This is a genomic window from Streptomyces sp. O3, from assembly GCF_054788135.1.
In genome coordinates this window covers 47,169-66,621 of record NZ_JBTVYK010000008.1, presented here as the reverse complement: position 1 = coordinate 66,621, position 19,453 = coordinate 47,169, and the positions used below count along the sequence as shown (strand labels likewise).

The window sequence follows — 19,453 nt, the reverse complement described above, 5'->3', positions numbered from 1 at the left end:
TCAGCGGTGGCCGCGCGGAGTCAGGGCCGTGGCGCCCAGTACGGCGAAGAGCACCGCGGCCGCGCCGAGGCTCGCCGCGTCCCCGCCCAGCGCGATCAGCGCCGCGAACAGCACGGTCGCGCCGAGTTCCATGGCGGTGTTGAGTACGCCGCCCGCGAGCCCCGCGTCCGACGGCGTGACGTCCGAGGTGGCCAGTACCGCCGCCCCCGCGAAGGACAGCGCGCCCCCGGCCGCCAGCAGCACCAGGCCGGGCAGCACGCCGTACGCGTAGGGCGTCCGGGCGCTGAACCCGGCGGCGGCCAGCAGCGCGAGCCCGGCGGCGGCGACGCCGAGCCCGGCCCCGGCCGCGGCCGGGGCTCCGTACCGCCCGATCAGCGGGCCCGCGGCCCGCCCCGAGCCGAGCAGCGCGACGGCGAACGGGACGAACGCGGCCGAGGTCTGGAGCGCGGACCAGTTCCGCTCGTCCTGGAGGTGGAGCGAGAACAGGACGAAGGAGCTGGCGGTTCCGGCGGCGGTGAGCCCGGTGGCGGCCAGGCCGAGCGCACGCCGCCGCACGCGGGCGAAGCCGGGCGGCAACAGCGGGTCGGCGACCCGCCGTTCGACCCGGAGGAACGCGGCGACCAGGACCGCCCCGACCGTCAGCGGGACCAGCACACGGGCCGAGCTCCACGCGTACGCGTCGGTCGCGACGAGCCCGTAACTGGCCGCCGTGATCCCTCCGGTGACCAGTGCGGCCCCCGGCAGGTCCAGGGCGCGTCCGGGGCCGGGCGCGGTCGGCGGCAGCAGCCGGGGCGTGAGCGCCAGGGCGAGCGCCGCGACCGCCAGCGGCACTGCGAAGGCCAGCCGCCACGACCACAGCGCCGAGATCACCCCGGCGAGGAGATTGCCCGTGGTGGCGCCGAGCACGGAGAGACCGCCCCAGGTGGCCATGGCCCTGCCGTACGCAGCCGGGGACGGGAAGACCGTCCGCAGCACCGCCATCGCGCCGGGCGCGACCAGCGCCGCGCCCACTCCCTGCGCGAAGCGCGCCCCGAGCAGGGCCTCGTACGACGGGGCCAGCGGCGCGGCGGCGGACGCGGCCCCGAAGAGGAGCAGCCCGGCGGTGAACGCCCGGCGTCCGCCGTACCGGTCGGCGATCCGCCCGCCGAGCAGCAGCAGCCCGGCGAAGGTCAGCCCGTACGCGGCGCTGAGCAGGATCAGGTCACCCCGGCCGAGCCCGAACTCGCGGCCGATGCGGGGCAGCGGCACGGCGAGGGCGGCGAGCGTGTAGATCAGCGTGACCTGCACGGTGCCGAGCAGCGCGAACGCGGCGGCGGCGGTCGGCCGCGGTGGCGCCGCGGTCTCCTGGTCTGTGGCTGCTGCCCTCATGTATCCCCTCATTATTGACCATTCGTTCCAGAATTTGGGCAGAGAAAGGCACCGCACCGAGGTGCGTCTGTTCTGGTCAGTCCAGCAGCGTCAGAGCCTGTTCGGCCGCGTCCCGTACGCGCGCCGGGTCGTCCGACGCCTTGCCGACCACCCGGATTCCCTGGAGCAGTACGAGCAGCATCCGCGCCAGGGCGAGCGGGTCCCGGTCGCCGGGGAGCTCGCCCTGCGCCTGGGCCCGTACCAGCGCGGCGCGCAGCGGGGTCTCCACGTGGTCCCAGCTGATCTCGACGCGGCGGGCCGCGGCGGGGTCGTGCGGGGCCAGTTCGGCCGCGGTGTTGGTGACGAAGCAGCCGTTCAGGCGCACCCCGTCGGTGCTGGCCTCGGCGGCGAAGCGGCGCACCACCGCGCGCACGGCGGGCAGCACGGGCCCCGGCTGGGAGAGCTCGTCGAGCAGGATCGGGTCGCGGGTCCGCGCGTACCGGTCCATGGCCTTCAGGTACAGCTCGCGCTTGTTCCCGAAGGTCGCGTACAGGCTGGCGCGCCCGATGCCGAGGTGCTCCACGAGGTCCGCCATCGACGTCGCCTCGTAACCGCGCCGCCAGAACAGCTCGAGGGCCGACTGGAGCGCGGCCTCCGGATCGAATTCCTTGGTTCTGGCCACGGAGGTCACTCTAGGGCTATCTGGAACGACTGGTCAATATTCGGTGGGGTGTCGTAGTGTCGCGATCATGCCGGACATATCCCTGACCACGGTCGTTGTGCTGTGCCTCGCCGCCCTGGCGGCCGGATGGATCGACGCCGTGGTGGGAGGCGGGGGTCTGGTGCTGCTTCCCGCGCTGCTGCTGGGACTGCCGGGCGGCGCCCCGCCCGCGTACGCGCTCGGCACCAACAAGGCGGTGGCGATCGTCGGCACCACGGGCGCGGCCGTGACCTTCGCCCGGAAGACCTCCCTGGAGGTGCGGACCGCGGTGCGCATCGGCCTCGCGGCGCTCGCCGGGTCGATGGTCGGGGCGTTCTTCGCCGCGGGGATCAGCCAGGACGTCCTGCGCCCCATGATCATGGTGGTGCTGCTCGGCGTGCTCGCCTTCGTCATGCTGAAGCCGACGTTCGGGTCCACGGCCGTCGCGGGGCCGCCGACCGTGCGGCGGGTGCTCGCCGCGATCGTCCTCGCGGGGCTGGGGATGGGCTTCTACGACGGGCTGTTCGGGCCCGGCACCGGGACCTTCCTGGTGCTGACGCTGTCCGCGGTGCTGCATATGGACCTGGTGCACGCGTCCGCGACGGCCAAGATCGTCAATGTGTGCACCAATCTGGGCGCGCTCGCGATGTTCTCCTACCAGGGCACGGTGTACTGGCGACTCGCGGTGCTGATGGCGGCGTTCAACCTGGTGGGCGGCATGACCGGGGCGCGGATGGCGCTCAAGCGGGGGAGCGGGTTCGTGCGCGGGGTGCTGGTGGTGGTCGTCGTGTCGCTGGTGGGGAAGCTGGCGTACGAGCAGTGGCTGGGATGAGCGGGCCCGGCGGGCGGCCGGGGGCTCAGCGGGCGGCCGGGGGCCGACGGGAGGCCGGGGCCCGACGGCGGCCGGGGCCCGACGGCGGCCGGGGCTCAGCGGGTGGCGGTGAGGTGGGCGAAGACCACGACGTTGCCCAGGTAGCCGGTCTCCTTCGAGTAGCCGCCGCCGCAGGTGATGACCCGCAGCTCGGGGCGGTTCGCGGCGCCGTACACCTTCTCGTCCGGGAAGGCGCGGCTGTCGTAGACCTCGACGGCGTCCACGGTGAACACCGCGGTTCTGCCGTCCGCGCGGGGGATCTCGATGGTGTGGCCCTTCTTGGCGGCCCCCAGCGAGTAGAAGACGGCGGGGCCCCGCGCGTTGTCGACGTGCCCGGCGACGATGGCGGTGCCCCGCTCGCCCGGCGATGTGCCCGCCTCGTACCACCCGGCGAGCTCGGGGCGTTCGGGGGGCGGCGCGTTCAGGCCGCCGTCGGCGTTCAGGCCGAGGCCGGTGAGCGGGGCGTCGACCCGCAGGGCGGGGATGCGTATCCGCTTCGGCGCGGACGGGGCCAGCGCGGGGGCCGCGCCGTCCTCCGCCGCCTCCGCTGAGCCGCTCGCGGGGCGGTCGGCGGCCTGGGCGGCGGAGGGCTGCGGGGGCGCGTGGGTGACGGCGCCGTTCTGCAGCAGCCAGATGCCCGAGCACAGGGCGGCGACGGTGACGGCCCCTATGGTGGCGCTGACGGCCCTGCGGGCGCCGCGCGGCTGCGGGTGCGGGTGGCTGAGTGGCGGCTGGCCGGGCGGCGTTCTGTGCGCAGGGTGCATGGAGGTCCCCTCGGGTGCGGCGCCCGTGCCCCGTCCCCCTTCGGGCCGTGTGCGGCTGCGGGCTCGAAGGGGGCGGGGGAGGCGGTACCGGTGGACAGCGGAGGATGTCCGGTCAGATCCCGTCGCCTCTCGCGCGGCGATGCAGGAGCCAGGTACCGCCCGCGGCGGCGACGGCCAGTGCCGCCACGCCCGCCGCGGTCTTCAGCGGGTCGGGGCCGAGGGCGCCGCCGACCCCTGTCTTCACATGCCCCTTCGGGGCCACCTGTTCCCTGGCGGTGAGGGTGACCACCAGATCGCCCGACACCTCCCGGCCGCTGGCGCACTTCGCGCGGATCAAGTACGTGCCGGGGGACGCCGAGCTCGGGACCTTGAACTGCCCGACCGCGTCCTCCCGGTGAGTGCTGGGCGCGAGCTTGAACGCGCCCGCGCCGACCGCGCTCGCGTCGCCCGCCGCCGTGCCGCCCGAGCCGCAGGCGGTGGTGTTCGCCGTCACCTCGGTGCCGGGCGTCGTACTGGACGGAAAGATCTCCAGGGCGGCCGGGTCCGCCGCCAGCGCGGGGGCGGCCGCCAGCAGGCCCGAGGCGGCGGCGAGCACGGTACCGGTCAGCAGGCGGGTGGCGGTGCCCATGGGTGATCCCTCCGTCAGGGCGAGGCCCGCGACACCCCCAGTGCCGCTGACTCGGTCGCGCCCTTGTCACCGAGGTAACCGGGCATCGCCGGACCGCGCCTGTCGATACGACGTCAGAAAGCCGCTCAGCGAGCGGTTTCTGACCCACCCCAGGGGACGTCGCAGCAGGTCATCGGCGCGTTGACGGAAAGAAGCCGAAGAGCGGCGGGCACGGCTGTGAACGGGTGACCGGCGGCTCGCGGCGTCGGCCGGGGAAATCGGGAGCACTCGACGCTTGACCTCAACCAAAGTCGAGGTGTGAGTCTCCAGTCATGACAACAGTTGCCGAACACCCCACCGTTGCCCCTGCCCACACCGACGCCGCCGCCCCGCTGCGGGTGGCCGTGATCCTCGGGTCCAACCGCGAAGGCCGATTCGGCCCGGTCATCGCCGACTGGCTCCTCTCCCGGATCCGGGAACGCGCCGACTTCCACGTGGACCTGATCGACCCGGCCGAGGCCGAACTGCCCACCTCCTTCGCGCGCTCACCGCAGGCACGGTCCGCGCTCGGCGAGATCACGCCGAAGCTCGCCGCCGCCGACGCCTTCGTCGTCCTCACCCCCGAGTACAACCACTCCTTCCCGGCCGCGCTGAAGAACCTCATCGACTGGCACCGCGGCGAGTGGCAGGCCAAGCCGGTCGCCTTCGTCTCCTACGGCGGAATCTCCGGCGGGCTGCGCGCGGTGGAGCAGCTGCGGCAGGTCTTCGCCGAGCTGCACTCGGTCACCGTCCGGGACACGGTCTCCTTCCACAACGCGGGCGCGCACTTCGACGCCGACGGCAGGCACCGGGACCCGGCCGGAGCCGACGCGGCCGCCAAGACGATGCTGGACCAGCTCGACTGGTGGGCCCGCGCCCTCCGCGACGCGAAGGCGGTCCGCCCCTACGGGGCCTAGCCCCTGTCCGCCGGACCGCTGTCGGCCGGGGTCCCTCACAATCGACGGTGGACCCCGGCCGGGCGGCCGCGGGACGACGACCGGCTGAGAGGACTGGCTGTGCAGACAGCGTTCACCGTGCTGACGGTGCTCACGACGACAGACGCCGCGGAGAAGGCGGAGGCCATCGCCCGCGGGGCGGTGGACGCGCGGCTCGCCGCCTGCGCCCAGATCTCGGGTCCCGTCACCTCCGTCTACCGCTGGAACGGCGGCATCGAGACCGACGAAGAGTGGCAGGTGCTGCTCAAGACGACCGCGGAGCGCTACCCCGAGCTGGAGGAGTGGATCACCGAGGCCCACGACTACGACACCCCGGAGATCATCGCCACCCCCGTCCTGCGCGGCAGCGCGGCCTACCTGGACTGGGTGGTCCAGGAGACCGCGCGGTGACGCGGCTCCCCTTCTTCGTCTACGGCACCCTGCGCCCCGGCGCCCGCAACCACGAGCCGCTCCTGCGCGGCCGACTGGCGTCCGCCGAACCGGGACGGCTCCCGGACACCGTGCTGTACGAGGGCCCCGGCTACCCGTACGCCGTCGAGGAACCCGGCAGCGGCGCCGTGGTGCACGGCGAGCTGCTCACCGTGCGGCCCGCGTCCTACCCCGCCCTCCTGCGGTCCCTCGACCGCCTGGAGGACTACGCCCCCGGCGCTCCCGGCAACCTCTACGAACGGGTCGCCAGGGACGTCACCCGAGTGTCCGACGGGGAGCCGGTCCGGGCCTGGGTCTATGTCGCCCCCGCCCCGGTGGCCCGCACCCTGCGGACCACGGGAACCCGCGTCCGGGGCGGCGACTGGCTCGCCCGCCGCCCCAGCGACTGACACCGCCGCCCGGCATCGCCACACCCGACTGCGCCCACTACGTTAAGTGACGGGTCTGACAACGCCCCGCCCTCGCCCGACCCGACCCCGCCCCGTCTAGTGTCAGTGCATGGCAGGTACGCACGACACCACCGACACCAACCCCCCGCACGCCACGGCCTACGACGCCACGGCCTACGACGCCGCGGCCGTCGAGCGCTGGGCGCCCGAGCCCGACAAGCGACCGGGCCGCACCGCCTTCCAGCGTGACCGTGCCCGCGTGCTGCACTCCGCCGCGCTGCGCCGCCTGGCGGGCAAGACCCAGGTGGTCACGCCCGGTGCCAGCAGCCTCGCCTGGGACGCCAGCCCCCGCACCCGGCTGACCCACTCCCTGGAGTGCGCCCAAGTCGGCCGCGAGCTGGGCGCGGCACTCGGCTGCGACCCGGACCTGGTGGAGGCCTCCTGCCTCTCCCACGACATGGGCCACCCCCCGTTCGGACACAACGGCGAACAGGCGCTCAACGAGTTCGCCGAGGACTGCGGCGGCTTCGAGGGCAACGCCCAGTCACTGCGCCTGCTCACCCGGATCGAGCCCAAACGCTTCGTCCGCTCCCCGGAGACCGGCGAACCGGCCAGCGTCGGACTCAACCTCACCCGCGCCGCCCTGGACGCCGCGACCAAGTACCCCTGGCCGCGCGGCGGCCACCCCACCGACCCGAAATCAGCCAAGTTCGGCGTCTACGAGGACGACCTGCCGGTCTTCGGCTGGGTCCGCGCGGACGCCCCCACGGGGCGCACCTGCTTCGAGGCCCAGGTCATGGACTGGTCCGACGATGTGGCGTACTCCGTGCACGACGTCGAGGACGGACTGCACGCGGGCCACCTCGACCCCAACTGCCTGCACGCCGAGACCGAGCGCCAGGCCGTCTTCGCCGTCGCCATCGGGCGGTACGTGCCCGACGACACCGACCCCGCCGAACTCGCCGAGGCCCTGGACCGCCTCCTGGACCAGGAGTGGTGGCCGCACGGCTACGACGGTTCCGCCGTCGCCCAGGCCCGCCTCAAGGACGCCACCAGCCAGCTGATCGGCCGCTTCTGCCTGGCCGCCGAGGCCGCCACCCGCGCCGCCTACGGCACCGGACGCCTCACCCGTTACGCCGCCGAACTCGTCGTCCCGCGCGAGACCCGCCAGGAATGCGCCGTACTCAAGGCCGTCGCCGACCGCTACGTCATGCAGCGCGACGAACAGGAACGGCTCCGCGCCGACCAGCGCGTCATCATCGCCGAACTGGCCGCGGCGCTCACCGCGCGCGCCCCGCACGGCCTGGACCCGCAGTTCCGCGCCCTGTTCGCCGACGCGCCCGACGACCAGGCCCGCAAGCGGGTGATCGTCGATCAGATCGCCGCGCTCACCGACGCGTCGGCGCGCTCCCTGCACGCCCGGCTGACCGGACCGCGCCCCTGAGAGCCTGTCCGCGCACCCCCGCCCGCGCTCTGAGCCCGCGCGAAGACGCGCCCCCGAGGCCGCGAGAACCCGTGCCCGCGCTGTCAGTGCCCCATGATGTGATCGAGTCAGGAACAGATCCTGCCTCTTCCCGCGGCAGCCGGTGTGCGGGACGCTCACAAGGGCAAGTGGCTGGCAGGGCGGCAGGGCCGTACAGCGCCAAGGCGACGCGGACGCGTCCGCCGACGCGGTGCGGCAAGGCGTAAGGAGGCACCAAGTGGTCGACGCGGACCAGACATTCGTCATCGTCGGAGGCGGACTCGCCGGGGCGAAGGCGGCCGAAACCCTGCGCGCGGAAGGATTCACCGGCCGCGTGATACTGATCTGCGACGAACGAGACCACCCCTACGAACGCCCGCCCCTGTCCAAGGGCTACCTCCTCGGCAAGGAGGAGCGCGACAGCGTCTTCGTCCACGAAGCGGGCTGGTACGCGCGCGCGGACGTCGAACTGCACCTCGGCCAGCCCGCCGTCGCCATCGACCGCGATGCTAAGGCGGTACGCCTCGGCGACGGCACCGCGGTCCGCTACGACAAGCTGCTGCTCGCCACCGGCGCCGAACCCCGCCGCCTGGACATCCCCGGCACCGAACTGGCCGGGGTGCACCACCTGCGCCGCCTCGCGCACGCCGAGCGGCTGCGCGGCGTGCTGGCCTCGCTCGGCCGGGACAACGGCCACCTGGTCATCGCGGGCGCGGGCTGGATCGGCCTGGAGGTCGCCGCCGCGGCCCGTGAGTACGGCGCCGAGGTCACCGTGGTCGAGCCGGAGCCGACCCCGCTGCACGCGGTCGTCGGGCCCGAGGTGGGCCGTCTCTTCGCCGACCTGCACCGGGACCACGGCGTCCGCTTCCACTTCGGCGCCAGGCTCACCGAGATCACCGGCCAGGACGGCATGGTGCTGGCCGCCCGCACGGACGACGGCGACGAGCACCCCGCGCACGACGTACTCGCCGCGATCGGCGCCGCCCCCCGCACCGCACTCGCCGAAGCCGCGGGCCTGACCCTGGCCGACCGGGCGCACGGCGGCGGCGTCGCGGTCGACGCCTCACTCAGGACCAGCGACCCGGACATCTACGCGGCGGGCGACGTGGCGGCCGCCCGGCACCCGCTCTACGACCACCGGCTCCGCGTCGAGCACTGGGCCAACGCGCTGAACAGCGGCCCCGCCGCGGCCCGTGCCATGCTCGGCCAGGAGGTGACCTACGACCGCGTCCCGTACTTCTTCTCCGACCAGTACGACGTGGGCCTCGAGTTCTCCGGCTGGGCGCCGCCGGGCGCGTACGACCAGGTGCTCATCCGCGGCGACGCCGGAAAGCGCGAGTTCATCGCCTTCTGGCTGGCCGACGGCAGGGTGCTGGCCGGGATGAACGTCAACGTGTGGGACGTCACAGCCCCCATCCAGCAACTCATCCGCACCGGCGCCCGCCCGGCCCCCGAGCAGCTGGCCGACCCCACAGTCCCCCTGACCTCTCTTCTTTGCGGCTGAACCGCCGCCGCTCTCGCGGACCTGGTTGGTCGCCGTTGTGGTCGCTCAATTGATGGTTGCTCGACAGGGGTGGGGGAGAAAGGGGTGTCGGGGGCGGCCGTAGACTGGCCGCGTGGCTGGCAGGATCAACGACGAGGACGTGAAGGCGGTACGGGACGCGGTCCCGATCGACGCCGTGGTGTCCGAGTACCTCCAGCTGCGCAACGCCGGCGGCGGCAACCTCAAGGGCCTGTGCCCCTTCCACGACGAGAAGTCCCCCTCCTTCCAGGTCAGCCCGAGCAAGGGTCTCTTCCACTGCTTCGGCTGCCAGGAAGGCGGCGACACGATCGCCTTCGTGATGAAGATCGACCACCTCTCCTTCTCGGAGACGGTCGAGCGCCTCGCCGCCACCGCGGGCATCACGCTGCGCTACGAGGAGGGCGGATACAACCCCGCCCACCAGCGCGGCGAGCGCATCCGCCTGGTCGAGGCCCACAAGATCGCCGCGCGGTTCTACATCGACCAGCTGGAGAGCCCCGAAGCCGAGATCGGCCGGAAGTTCCTGGCCGAACGCGGCTTCGACCAGGCCGCCGCCGCGCACTTCGGGGTCGGCTACAGCCCGGCGGGCTGGGACCACCTCACCCGCTTCCTGCGCGGCAAGGGCTTCACCGACAAGGAGCTGGTGCTCTCCGGGCTCTCCCAGGAAGGCCGACGCGGCCCGATCGACCGCTTCCGCGGCCGTCTCATGTGGCCGATCCGGGACATCGCGGGCGAGGTCGTCGGCTTCGGCGCGCGCAAGCTCCGCGAGGACGACAACGGCCCGAAGTACCTCAACACCCCCGAGACCGCGATCTACAAGAAATCCCAGGTCCTGTACGGCATCGACCTGGCCAAGAAGGAGATCGCCAGGACCAGCCGCGCCGTGGTCGTCGAGGGCTACACGGACGTCATGGCCTGCCACCTCGCCGGGGTCACCACCGCCATCGCCACCTGCGGCACGGCCTTCGGCGGCGACCACATCAAGATCCTGCGCCGCCTCCTCATGGACCACGCGACGGCCGAGGTGATCTTCACCTTCGACGGCGACGCGGCCGGTCAGAAGGCCGCCCTGCGCGCCTTCGAGGACGACCAGAAGTTCGCCGCCGAGACCTCCATCGCGATCACTCCGGGCGGGATGGACCCCTGCGACCTGCGCCTCGCCGAGGGCGACGGCGCGGTGAGCGACCTGGTCGAGTCCCGTACCCCGCTCTTCGAGTTCGCCATCCGGCAGGTCGTCAAGCGCCACAACCTGGACACCCCGGCCGGGCGGGCCGCCGCGCTCGACGAGGCCGCGCCGATCGTCGCCCACATCAAGAACGTCGCCATCCAGCACGAGTCCGCCGTCCAGCTCGCCGGGATGCTCGGCATCCTGGACACCCAGTTCGTGGTCAAGCGGGTCGGCCAGCTGGCCCGCTGGGCCCGCGACCGCGGCGGCCGCGGCCCCGCCCAGACGGCGTCCCGCGGACCGCGGCCCGCGTACACCGAGGCCCCGCGGCCGCAGCCGGCCCCCGGCGGCCCCGCGCTCAACCTGCGCAGCCCCGCCCACCGCACCGAGCGCGAGCTGCTCAAGCTCGCCCTCCAGCGCCCGGACCTGGTCTCCCCGGCCTTCGACGCGTACGGCGTCGACGAATTCACCGCGCCGCCGTACGCCGCCGTACGCCAGGCCATCGAGCAGGCGGGCGGCGCCGAGCAGGGCGTCCAGGACGCCCCCGGCTATCTCGCCCAGGTCCGCGAGGTCGCCCCCGACGACACCGTGCGCGCGATGGTCACCGAGCTGGCCGTCGAGGCGCTCCTGCACAAGAAGGCCGACGAGGCGTACGCGGGGGAGCAGCTGGTGAAGGTCCGGCTGCGCGCGGTCGACCGCCGGGTCCAGGATCTGCACGGCGCTCTCGCCCGGCTCGGCGCGAGCGCCGACCCCGGACAACTGGCCGCCGTACAGAACGAGTTGTGGGTGCTCCAGCAGTACCGGCAGGCACTCCAGGTGCGGGGCGCCGCGGCGCTCTGAGCGCCGTCGTACGCCCCCGGATCACCCGATGGTGGGGTTTCGCGCGCGGATAACCGGGCGGTAACGGCCTGGACTCAAAAAGTCACCGCACGCCCCTCGTGGCGGAGATGTGTCGTACCCCACACTGGGGGCGGTGCCTGAGTCCTCGGAGCGCGGCCGGCCCACCGAGTGTGGACCCGACACCCCCGCGAATCCGCTCATCGATGACGGGACGGACGGCGGCGCGGCCGCTTTCCCCGTTCCGCTGCCGCACGCCCCCGAACCGGCAGCGATCACCCTGGAGGTCGCCCCCGTGCAGACCCAGACCCAGATCCAGACCCCACCGCAGACGAGCACTCGCACGCTGCTCAAGCCCGGCGACGAACCCGCCGCCGAGACCGCGAACGCGACCACTTCCGCGTCCGCGTCCGCCGCCGCTGCCTCCGCCGTCGCGACCGCTGACGCCCAGGGCGTCGGCGCGGATGTGATCACCGCCGTACCCCCGCAGAGCCGGGCCGTCCACCACCCCGAGATCGACCCGGCCCGCGCGACGCCGCCCGACGCGCCCGAAGGACCCGACGCATCCGACGCATCCGAGCCCGCCGACCTGCCCGACGCGCCGGAACAGCCCGGACGCCGCACTCGCCCCGACACCTCCGGGCCGTCCTCCGACCTGTTCCGCCAGTACCTGCGCGAGATCGGCAGGATCCCGCTGCTCACCGCCGCCGAAGAGGTCGAGCTCGCCCGCCGCGTAGAGGCCGGTCTCTTCGCCGAGGAGAAGCTCGCCAGGCTCGAGGGCACCTCCGACCCCGACTCCCAGCTCGCCCTCGACCTCGACCGGCTCGTGGTCATGGGCCGGATGGCCAAGCGCCGTCTGATCGAGGCCAACCTGCGCTTGGTCGTCTCGGTCGCCAAACGCTACGTGGGCCGCGGGCTGACCATGCTCGACCTGGTCCAGGAGGGCAACCTCGGCCTGATCAGAGCAGTGGAGAAGTTCGACTACGCCCGCGGCTACAAGTTCTCGACGTACGCCACCTGGTGGATCCGGCAGGCCATGTCCCGCGCGCTCGCCGACCAGGCCCGCACCATCCGCGTCCCGGTCCACGTCGTCGAACTGATCAACCGCGTGGTCCGGGTCCAGCGCCGCATGCTCCAGGAGCGCGGCTACGAACCCACCCCCGACGAGGTCGCCGGTCACCTCGACCTGTCACAGGAGCGGGTCAGCGAGGTGCTCAGGCTCGCCCAGGAACCCGTCTCGCTGCACGCGCCCGTCGGCGAGGAGGACGACGTCGCACTCGGCGACCTCATCGAGGACGGCGACGCCGCGTCCCCCGTGGAGTCCGCCGCCTTCCTCCTGCTGCGCGAGCACCTGGAAGCGGTCCTCTCCACCCTCGGCGAACGCGAACGCAAGGTCGTCCAGCTCCGCTACGGCCTGGCGGACGGCCGCCCGCGCACCCTGGAGGAGATCGGCCGGATCTTCGGCGTCACCCGCGAACGCATCCGTCAGATCGAGTCCAAGACCCTGAACAAACTCCGCGACCACGCGTTCGCCGACCAACTCCGCGGCTACCTGGACTAGCGGCTACCTGGACTAGTCGACATCGACATCGACCGCCGCCTCCGCGAACTGCGCCTTGTACAGGCGGGCGTACGCGCCGCCCGCCTCAAGGAGGGTCTCGTGGGTGCCCTGTTCCACGATCGCGCCGTCCTCCATGACCAGGATCGTGTCCGCGTCCCGGATCGTGGAGAGCCGGTGGGCGATCACGAACGACGTACGGCCGTGCGACAGCCGGGCCATGGCCTTCTGAATGAGGACCTCGGTGCGGGTGTCGACCGAGCTGGTCGCCTCGTCCAGGACCAGGATCACCGGGTCGGACAGAAACGCCCGCGCGATCGTGATCAACTGCTTCTCCCCGGCGCTGACCCCCGTGCCCTCGTCGTCGATCACGGTGTCGTAGCCGTCCGGCAGCGTACGGATGAACCGGTCCGCGTGCGCGGCCCGCGCGGCCTCCTCGACGTCCGCGCGCGAGGCCCCCTCCGCCCCGTACGCGATGTTCTCCGCGATCGTGCCGCCGAACAGCCAGGTGTCCTGGAGCACCATCCCGATCCGGGACCGCAGCTCGTCCCGCGACATGGCGGAGATGTCCACGTCGTCCAGCCGGATCCGGCCGCCCGTGACGTCGTAGAACCGCATCAGCAGATTCACCAGAGTGGTCTTGCCCGCCCCGGTCGGGCCGACGATCGCGACCGTGTGGCCGGGCTCGACGGCCAGCGACAGATCCTCGATCAGCGGCTTGTCCGGCTCGTACCGGAAGGCCACCCGCTCCAGCGCGACCCTGCCCAGGGCCGCCGTAGGACGCGCCCCCGGCACCGGGTCCGCGTCCTGCTCCTCCGCGTCCAGGATCTCGAAGACCCGCTCGGCGGACGCCACGCCGGACTGCACCAGGTTCGCCATCGACGCGACCTGCGTCAGCGGCATCGAGAACTGCCGCGAGTACTGGATGAAGGCCTGGACGTCGCCGATGGTCAGCGAACCGGACGCGACCCGCAGTCCGCCCACCACGGCCACCAGCACATAGTTCAGGTTCGAGACGAAGAACATCAGCGGCTGCATCATCCCGCTGTTGAACTGCGCCCGGAAACCGGCCTGGTACAGCGCCTCGTTCTGCTCGGCGAAGGCCTTCGCCGACTCCTCCTGCCGCCCGAACACCTTCACCAGGGCGTGCCCGGTGTACATCTCCTCGATGTGCGCGTTCAGCTCGCCGGTGGACTTCCACTGCTGTACGAAGTGCGGCTGCGAGCGCTTGCCGACCCGAGTGGCGACCATGTACGACAGCGGCACCGTCACCAGCGCCACCAGGGCCAGCAGCGGCGAGATCCAGAACATCATCACCAGCACGCCGATGATCGTCAGCAGCGAGTTCACCAGCTGGCCCAGGGTCTGCTGAAGGTTCTGGCCGATGTTGTCGATGTCGTTGGTGGCCCGGCTGAGCACCTCGCCGCGCTGCCGCCGGTCGAAGTACGACAGCGGCAGCCGCGACAGCTTCGCCTGGACGTCCTCGCGCAGCCGGAACACCGTGCGGTTGATCGCCCGGTTGGACAGCCGCGTCGCGACCGCCATCAACAGCCCGGCCACCAGGAACACCCCGACCGCCAGGCCGAGCACCCGGCCCACCGCGCCGAAGTCGATGCCCTGCCCCGGAGTGAAGTCCATCCCGGACAGCATGTCGGCGACGCCGCCGTCGCCGCCCTCGCGCGTCTGGTCGATGACCTCCTGCCGGGAGGCGTCGCCCGGCATGTCACGCCCGACGATCCCGGCGAACACCAGGTCGGTCGCCCGGCCCAGGAGCATCGGCCCGACCACCGAGAACGCGACGCTGAGCACTCCGGCCAGCAGCATCGCGTACACGGTGAGACGCTCGGGGCCGAACTGCGCGAGCAGCCGCTTCCCGGAGCCCTTGAAGTCGATCGAGCGCTGGTCGGGGCCGCCGCCGGCCGCCATCCGCGCCGCCATCGGGCTGGACATCAGGCAGCCTCCGCTTCCGTCAGCTGAGAGAGGACGATCTCCCGATAGGTCTCGTTGCCGTCCATCAGCTCGTGATGGCGTCCGCTGCCGACCACCCGGCCCTCGTCCAGGACCACGATCCGGTCGGCGTCCCGGATGGTGGAGATCCGCTGGGCCACGATCACCACCGTCGCCTGGGCGGTCTCGCGCGCCAGGGCGGCCCGCAGCGCCGCGTCCGTCGCGTAGTCCAGCGCCGAGAACGAGTCGTCGAACAGATAGATCTCGGGCCGCTGCACCAGCGTCCGGGCGATCGCCAGCCGCTGCCGCTGGCCGCCCGACACGTTCGTACCGCCCTGCGAGACCGGCGCGTCCAGACCGCCGTCGAGCCGCTCCACGAACTCCAGGGCCTGCGCCACCTCCAGCGCGCCCAGCAGCTCCGCGTCGGTGGCGTCCGGATTGCCGTAGCGCAGATTGCTCGCCACCGTGCCGGAGAACAGATACGGCTTCTGCGGCACCAGACCCACCGTCCGCGCCAGCGTCACCGGATCGAGCTCACGCACGTCCACGCCGTTCACCAGCACCTGCCCCGACGTCGCGTCGATCAGCCGCGGCACCAGGTGCAGCAGCGTGGACTTCCCGCTTCCGGTGGAGCCGATCACCGCGGTCGTCTCACCGGGCCCGGCCACCACGTCGACGCCCGTGAGCACCGGCTCCTCGGCGCCCGGATAACAGAACCCGGCCCCCCGGATCTCCAGCTGACCGCGCCGCCGCAGCTCCCGTACCGGCTCACTCGGCGGGACCACACTCGACGACGTGTCCAGGACCTCCACGATGCGCTCGGCGCAGACCTCGGCGCGCGGCACCATCATGAACATGAAGGTGGCCATCATCACGGACATCACGATCTGCATCAGATAGGCCAGGAACGCGGTCAGCGCCCCGATCTCCATCCCCCCGCCGTCGATCCGGTGCGCGCCGAACCAGACCACCGCGATCGAGGAGATGTTGACCACCGTCATGACGATCGGGAACATCAGCGCGAGCAGCCGCCCGCTCCCCAGCGACACCTCGGTCAGCTCGCTGTTGGCGCCCTTGAAGCGCTCCTTCTCGTACGCGTCGCGGACGAAGGCACGGATCACGCGGTTGCCGGTGATCTGCTCCCGCAGCACCCGGTTCACCGTGTCCAGGCGCTCCTGCATCAGACGGAACAGCGGCCGCAGCCGACGCACGATCAGGCTCACCGAGATGCCGAGCAGCGGCACCACCGCGACCAGCACCGAGGACAGCCGCACATCCAGACTGAGCGCCATGACGATGCCGCCCACGCACATGATCGGCGCCGACACCATCAGCGTGAACGCCATCAGCACCAGCATCTGCACCTGCTGGACGTCATTGGTCGACCGGGTGATCAGCGTGGGCGCCCCGAAGTGGCCGACCTCCCGCGCGGAGAACGACTGCACCCGGTCGAAGACCGCGGCCCGTACGTCCCGGCCCAGGGCCGCGGCGGTCCGCGCGCCGTAGAAGACGGCGCCGATGCTGCAGACCACCTGGACGACCGTCACCGCGATCATCACCGCGCCGAAGCCGAGGATGTAGCCGGTGTCGCCCTTCACCACGCCGTTGTCGATGATCGCGGCGTTCAGAGTGGGCAGATACAGCGTGGCGCACGTCTGCAGGAACTGCAGGAGCACCAGTAACCCGATGGCCTTCTGGTACGGAGCGAGGTGGGTCCGCAGAAGTCGTATGAGCACGCGCTACCTATCGCAGTCGCCGGAGCCGGTCTCTCCCATCCTGCGACACGCGCCGACCCGAACCCAACGAAATACCGGGATCCCGCAAGGCCGGGGTCCCGGCAACACAGGGATTCCCGCGAGGCCGGGGTCCCCGTGAGGCCGGGGTCCCGGCGGGCGGCCGGGACCCCCGACCGCCCTACTGCCAGGCTCAGCTGAAAGCCCCTGGATGGGCCTGCTCCCGCACCGCCACGTACTGCTGCCGCACCGCCTGCCCCACCGCCAGCTCGTCACCCGGCTCGAAGACCTGCCCCGCCGCCCCCTGCCAGACAGGCGGAACATGCGGAGCCAGCGCCCCCTGCGAGACGCCGAGCGCCCAGGCCGCCTGCCGCGCCGCGCCGATCGCCGCGTAGTCGGCGGGCTGCGGTACGACGACGGGCGCGCCGAACAGCATCGGTGCCGCGGCCCGCACCGCGGGCAGCTCCGCCGCCGCGCCGAGCAGGAACACCCGGCGCACCTCGACGCCGCGCCCGCGCAGCACGTCCAGCGCGTCCGCGAGCGAGCAGAGCATGCCCTCGAACGCCGCCCGCGCCAGATGCTCCGGCTTCATCGACTCACGCCGCAGCCCGCTCAGGGTGCCCGCGGTGTGCGGCAGCCGCGGGGTGCGCTCGCCCTCCAGATACGGCAGCAGCACCAGGCCGTGCGAGCCGGGCGTCGACTTCAGCGCCAGCGCGGACAGCCCCTCAAGATCGGTGCCCAGCAGGTCGGCGGCGCCGCGCAGCGCCCGTACGGCGTTCAGCGTGTGCACCACCGGCAGCTGCATCCCGGTCGCGTCCGCCAGCGAGGTGATCATCCCGCTGGGGTCGGGCAGCGCCTCGTGGTGCACCGCCATCACCGAACCCGACGCACCGAGCGAGACGACCGCGTCACCCGCGCCGATGCCGAGCCCGAAGGCCGCGGCCATCGTCTCGCCGGTACCCGCCGAGATCAGCAGCCCCTCCGGGGTGGTCCCGGCGGCCTCGGCCGGACCGAGCACATCGGGCAGCGCCGCCTGCTGCCCGAGCGCCAGCTCCACCAGATCGGGACGGTACGCGCCGGTCGTCGCCGACCAGTAGCCGGTGCCGGACGCGCCCCCGCGGTCGGCGGTCTGCCGCGCCGGACGGCCCAGCAACTGCCACACCAGCCAGTCGTGCGCCTGCAGCAGCGCGGCGGTGCGCTGGGCCGCGTCCGGCTCGGCCCGCGCCAGCCACCGCAGCTTGGCCACCGGCTGCGCCGCCTGCGGTACGCAGCCCACGGCCTCGGCCCAGGCCTGCCGCCCGCCCAGCGCGTCGACCAGCTCCGCCGCGGCGACCTGAGCCCGCTTGTCACTCCCGGCCATCGCGGGACGCACGGCATCGCTCCGCGCGTCCAGCGGCACGACCGCGTTCTGCTGCGCCGAGACCCCGATGGCCTGCACGCCCTCGAGCAGCCCCCCGCTGGCGGCCTCGCCCAGCGAGCGCAGCCAGGCCTGCGGATCGACGTCCGACGGACGCCCTTCGAGCGGATGCGGCGCGTAGCCCTGCTTCAGTACGGCACCGGTGTCGGTGTCGCAGACGATGATGCGTGTGAAGTCGGACGAGCTGTCCAGACCGGCGACTATCCCCATGCGAAGAGTCTGCCCTACGCCAGGGCGCCGCCCGCCTCAGGTGTTACTCGTCCCCCAGTCGTCCTCCTCGCCTTGCTCCCGCCGGGTCTTCTCACGCAGCGTGCGCACCCGCTCGGCGACCGAGTCGGGCATCCGGTCCCCGACCCTGTCGCTCACCGACGAGAACGCCTTGCCCGCGAACTGGCGTCCGCCTTGGGCCGCGGACTCCGCCGCGTTCCGCACCGCCGGGTTCTGCGCGAGCTCGCGGGCGGACTTGCGCAGCTGCTCGTAGCGCTCCCGCCCCGCTCGGGTCCCGACGACGTATCCGATGGCCAGTCCGGCGACGAACGCGAGCTTGTACCGCATGGCTGCCACCCTTCCCTTCCGTCCGGTCGTTCGCTCCTTGCCGCGCCGCCCGCCGGAACCGATTGGCGGAGCACCCCCCTGCTTGCGCTAATGTATGTGTCGCAGCGAGCGCACGCCGCCTGGGAAGCCCCAGGTAGGTGAGCTTGCTGCAACGAGGCGTTCCCCTGTAGCTCAATTGGCAGAGCAGCCGGCTGTTAACCGGCAGGTTACTGGTTCGAGTCCAGTCGGGGGAGCTCGGTCTCCTGTAGCTCAATTGGCAGAGCAGCCGGCTGTTAACCGGCAGGTTACTGGTTCGAGTCCAGTCGGGAGAGCTGCGAAAAGGACCCCTCAGGGGTCCTTTTTCATGCCTGAGGGAACCGCGCGGGCGTCAGCGCGGTCCTCATGGTCGTGCAGAGCCGACCATCCGACGCGAGAGATCGTATGAGCGGCTATGCTGCGGCAGACGGCGCGCACACATGTGCGCGACACGCCGCTAAGGGGCGGTAGCTCAGCCGGTTAGAGCAGCGGACTCATAATCCGTCGGCCGTGGGTTCGAGTCCCACCCGCCCCACCATCGGTTTCTTGTTGCAGAAACGTTCTACCTTCAGGCTCCGGCACTTCGCTCGGCTTCGACCGGGCGGGGGCCGGGCCGGTCCGGGACCAGACGTACGTGCGAGCGCCGGTACGCCCCACGCGCGCGAAGCGACTCACGCCCTGACCGACCCGCGGTACGCGGCCGAGGACCGAGCGGCAGCCGTCAGAGCTGCTCAGCGCGGTAGCGGGTCCTTCCGCCCGTAGTTCTCCCATGTGGCGAGCACGGTGAGTGCGTCGCGAGAGACGATCCCCGCAGGTGCGGGGGCGACCTGCTCCACCCCGCCCACGGCAAGGGCTGCACCGGACGATCCCCGCGGGTGCGGGGGCGACTCTCAAACGTACGGCGGCGGAGTCTGACGCCCCGGACGATCCCCGCGGGTGCGGGGGCGACTACCTGAGGTTGATCAACTACCTCAGCTGTCTCGGACGATCCCCGCGGGTGCGGGGGCGACGTCACGGCGCGCTCCTCGGCTCCGCCACCGCCCGGACGATCCCCGCGGGTGCGGGGGCGACCCCAGGAACGCCTCAAGGCCGGTCTGCCCCGCCGGACGATCCCCGCGGGTGCGGGGGCGACTTCCTGTT

The 19,453-nt window shown here is 72.5% G+C and carries 16 protein-coding genes, 3 tRNA genes and 1 CRISPR repeat array (1 of these 20 running past the window's edge); of the genes, 11 read left to right on the top strand and 8 right to left on the bottom strand.

Annotated features, from left to right (window positions below):
- Positions 1-1,368 (bottom strand): MFS transporter, encoded by a 1,368-nt coding sequence (locus ACX6XY_RS06560; RefSeq protein ID WP_460327386.1) that lies wholly within the window; start codon positions 1,366-1,368, stop codon positions 1-3.
- 76 nt (positions 1,369-1,444) lie between these two features.
- The gene (locus ACX6XY_RS06555; RefSeq protein ID WP_460327385.1) at positions 1,445-2,029 is read right to left on the bottom strand and encodes a TetR/AcrR family transcriptional regulator; all 585 of its coding nucleotides are present in this window, start codon (positions 2,027-2,029) and stop codon (positions 1,445-1,447) included.
- A gap of 67 nt (positions 2,030-2,096) precedes the next feature.
- On the opposite strand from ACX6XY_RS06555, the gene ACX6XY_RS06550 reads away from it, so the two are divergent.
- Complete coding sequence (locus ACX6XY_RS06550) at positions 2,097-2,879, top strand: sulfite exporter TauE/SafE family protein (RefSeq protein WP_460327383.1); 783 nt, start codon at positions 2,097-2,099, stop codon at positions 2,877-2,879.
- Positions 2,880-2,974: 95 nt separating this feature from the next.
- On the opposite strand, the gene ACX6XY_RS06545 is transcribed toward ACX6XY_RS06550, so the two are convergent.
- Positions 2,975-3,682: a class F sortase gene (locus tag ACX6XY_RS06545; RefSeq protein ID WP_460327381.1), complete on the bottom strand. Its 708-nt coding sequence runs from the start codon at positions 3,680-3,682 to the stop codon at positions 2,975-2,977.
- A 112-nt stretch (positions 3,683-3,794) separates the two neighbouring features.
- Positions 3,795-4,310, bottom strand: coding sequence for a hypothetical protein (locus ACX6XY_RS06540; RefSeq protein WP_460327379.1), 516 nt, complete (start codon positions 4,308-4,310; stop codon positions 3,795-3,797).
- 311 nt (positions 4,311-4,621) lie between these two features.
- On the opposite strand from ACX6XY_RS06540, the gene ACX6XY_RS06535 reads away from it, so the two are divergent.
- The 7 genes from ACX6XY_RS06535 (at position 4,622) to ACX6XY_RS06505 (ending at position 12,649) form a co-directional block, all read left to right on the top strand.
- Positions 4,622-5,245 carry an NADPH-dependent FMN reductase gene (locus ACX6XY_RS06535; protein WP_460327378.1) on the top strand — a complete coding sequence of 208 codons (624 nt, stop codon included), beginning with the start codon at positions 4,622-4,624 and terminating at the stop codon, positions 5,243-5,245.
- A gap of 99 nt (positions 5,246-5,344) precedes the next feature.
- A complete protein-coding gene (gene cutA / locus ACX6XY_RS06530; RefSeq protein WP_460327375.1) occupies positions 5,345-5,674 on the top strand; it encodes a divalent-cation tolerance protein CutA in 330 nt (109 codons plus the stop codon).
- Positions 5,671-6,102: a gamma-glutamylcyclotransferase family protein gene (locus tag ACX6XY_RS06525; RefSeq protein ID WP_460327373.1), complete on the top strand. Its 432-nt coding sequence runs from the start codon at positions 5,671-5,673 to the stop codon at positions 6,100-6,102. The genes cutA and ACX6XY_RS06525 overlap by 4 nt, the downstream gene beginning before the upstream one ends.
- A 109-nt stretch (positions 6,103-6,211) precedes the next feature.
- A complete protein-coding gene (locus tag ACX6XY_RS06520; RefSeq protein WP_460327371.1) occupies positions 6,212-7,546 on the top strand; it encodes a deoxyguanosinetriphosphate triphosphohydrolase in 1,335 nt (444 codons plus the stop codon).
- 256 nt (positions 7,547-7,802) lie between these two features.
- On the top strand, positions 7,803-9,068 hold the full coding sequence (locus ACX6XY_RS06515) for an NAD(P)/FAD-dependent oxidoreductase (RefSeq protein ID WP_460327369.1): 1,266 nt from the start codon (positions 7,803-7,805) through the stop codon (positions 9,066-9,068).
- A 112-nt stretch (positions 9,069-9,180) separates the two neighbouring features.
- Positions 9,181-11,091: a DNA primase gene (gene dnaG / locus ACX6XY_RS06510; protein WP_460327367.1), complete on the top strand. Its 1,911-nt coding sequence runs from the start codon at positions 9,181-9,183 to the stop codon at positions 11,089-11,091.
- Positions 11,092-11,224: 133 nt separating this feature from the next.
- Positions 11,225-12,649, top strand: a complete 1,425-nt coding sequence (locus tag ACX6XY_RS06505; RefSeq protein ID WP_460327365.1) for an RNA polymerase sigma factor — start codon at positions 11,225-11,227, stop codon at positions 12,647-12,649.
- Between the two features lie 12 nt (positions 12,650-12,661).
- Here ACX6XY_RS06505 and ACX6XY_RS06500 read toward each other — a convergent pair whose 3' ends face one another.
- From ACX6XY_RS06500 to ACX6XY_RS06485, 4 genes are all read right to left on the bottom strand, one after another.
- Complete coding sequence (locus tag ACX6XY_RS06500) at positions 12,662-14,596, bottom strand: ABC transporter ATP-binding protein (RefSeq protein ID WP_460327363.1); 1,935 nt, start codon at positions 14,594-14,596, stop codon at positions 12,662-12,664.
- Positions 14,596-16,329 carry an ABC transporter ATP-binding protein gene (locus ACX6XY_RS06495; RefSeq protein WP_460327361.1) on the bottom strand — a complete coding sequence of 578 codons (1,734 nt, stop codon included), beginning with the start codon at positions 16,327-16,329 and terminating at the stop codon, positions 14,596-14,598. The genes ACX6XY_RS06500 and ACX6XY_RS06495 overlap by 1 nt, the downstream gene beginning before the upstream one ends.
- Positions 16,330-16,519: 190 nt before the next feature.
- The gene (locus ACX6XY_RS06490) at positions 16,520-17,953 is read right to left on the bottom strand and encodes a xylulokinase (protein WP_460327359.1); all 1,434 of its coding nucleotides are present in this window, start codon (positions 17,951-17,953) and stop codon (positions 16,520-16,522) included.
- Positions 17,954-17,989: 36 nt separating this feature from the next.
- A complete protein-coding gene (locus tag ACX6XY_RS06485) occupies positions 17,990-18,298 on the bottom strand; it encodes a YtxH domain-containing protein (protein ID WP_460327358.1) in 309 nt (102 codons plus the stop codon).
- 160 nt (positions 18,299-18,458) lie between these two features.
- Between ACX6XY_RS06485 and ACX6XY_RS06480 the strand changes: the two genes are divergently transcribed.
- The 3 genes from ACX6XY_RS06480 to ACX6XY_RS06470 all read left to right on the top strand — a co-directional run bounded on the left by ACX6XY_RS06480 (position 18,459) and on the right by ACX6XY_RS06470 (position 18,851).
- Positions 18,459-18,531, top strand: a tRNA-Asn gene (locus ACX6XY_RS06480).
- Between the two features lie 5 nt (positions 18,532-18,536).
- Positions 18,537-18,609, top strand: a tRNA-Asn gene (locus ACX6XY_RS06475).
- A gap of 165 nt (positions 18,610-18,774) precedes the next feature.
- Positions 18,775-18,851 (top strand) — tRNA-Ile (locus ACX6XY_RS06470).
- A gap of 261 nt (positions 18,852-19,112) precedes the next feature.
- Positions 19,113-19,453: direct repeats of the CRISPR family, unit length 28 nt; unit sequence GGACGATCCCCGCGGGTGCGGGGGCGAC (it continues 726 nt past the right edge of the window).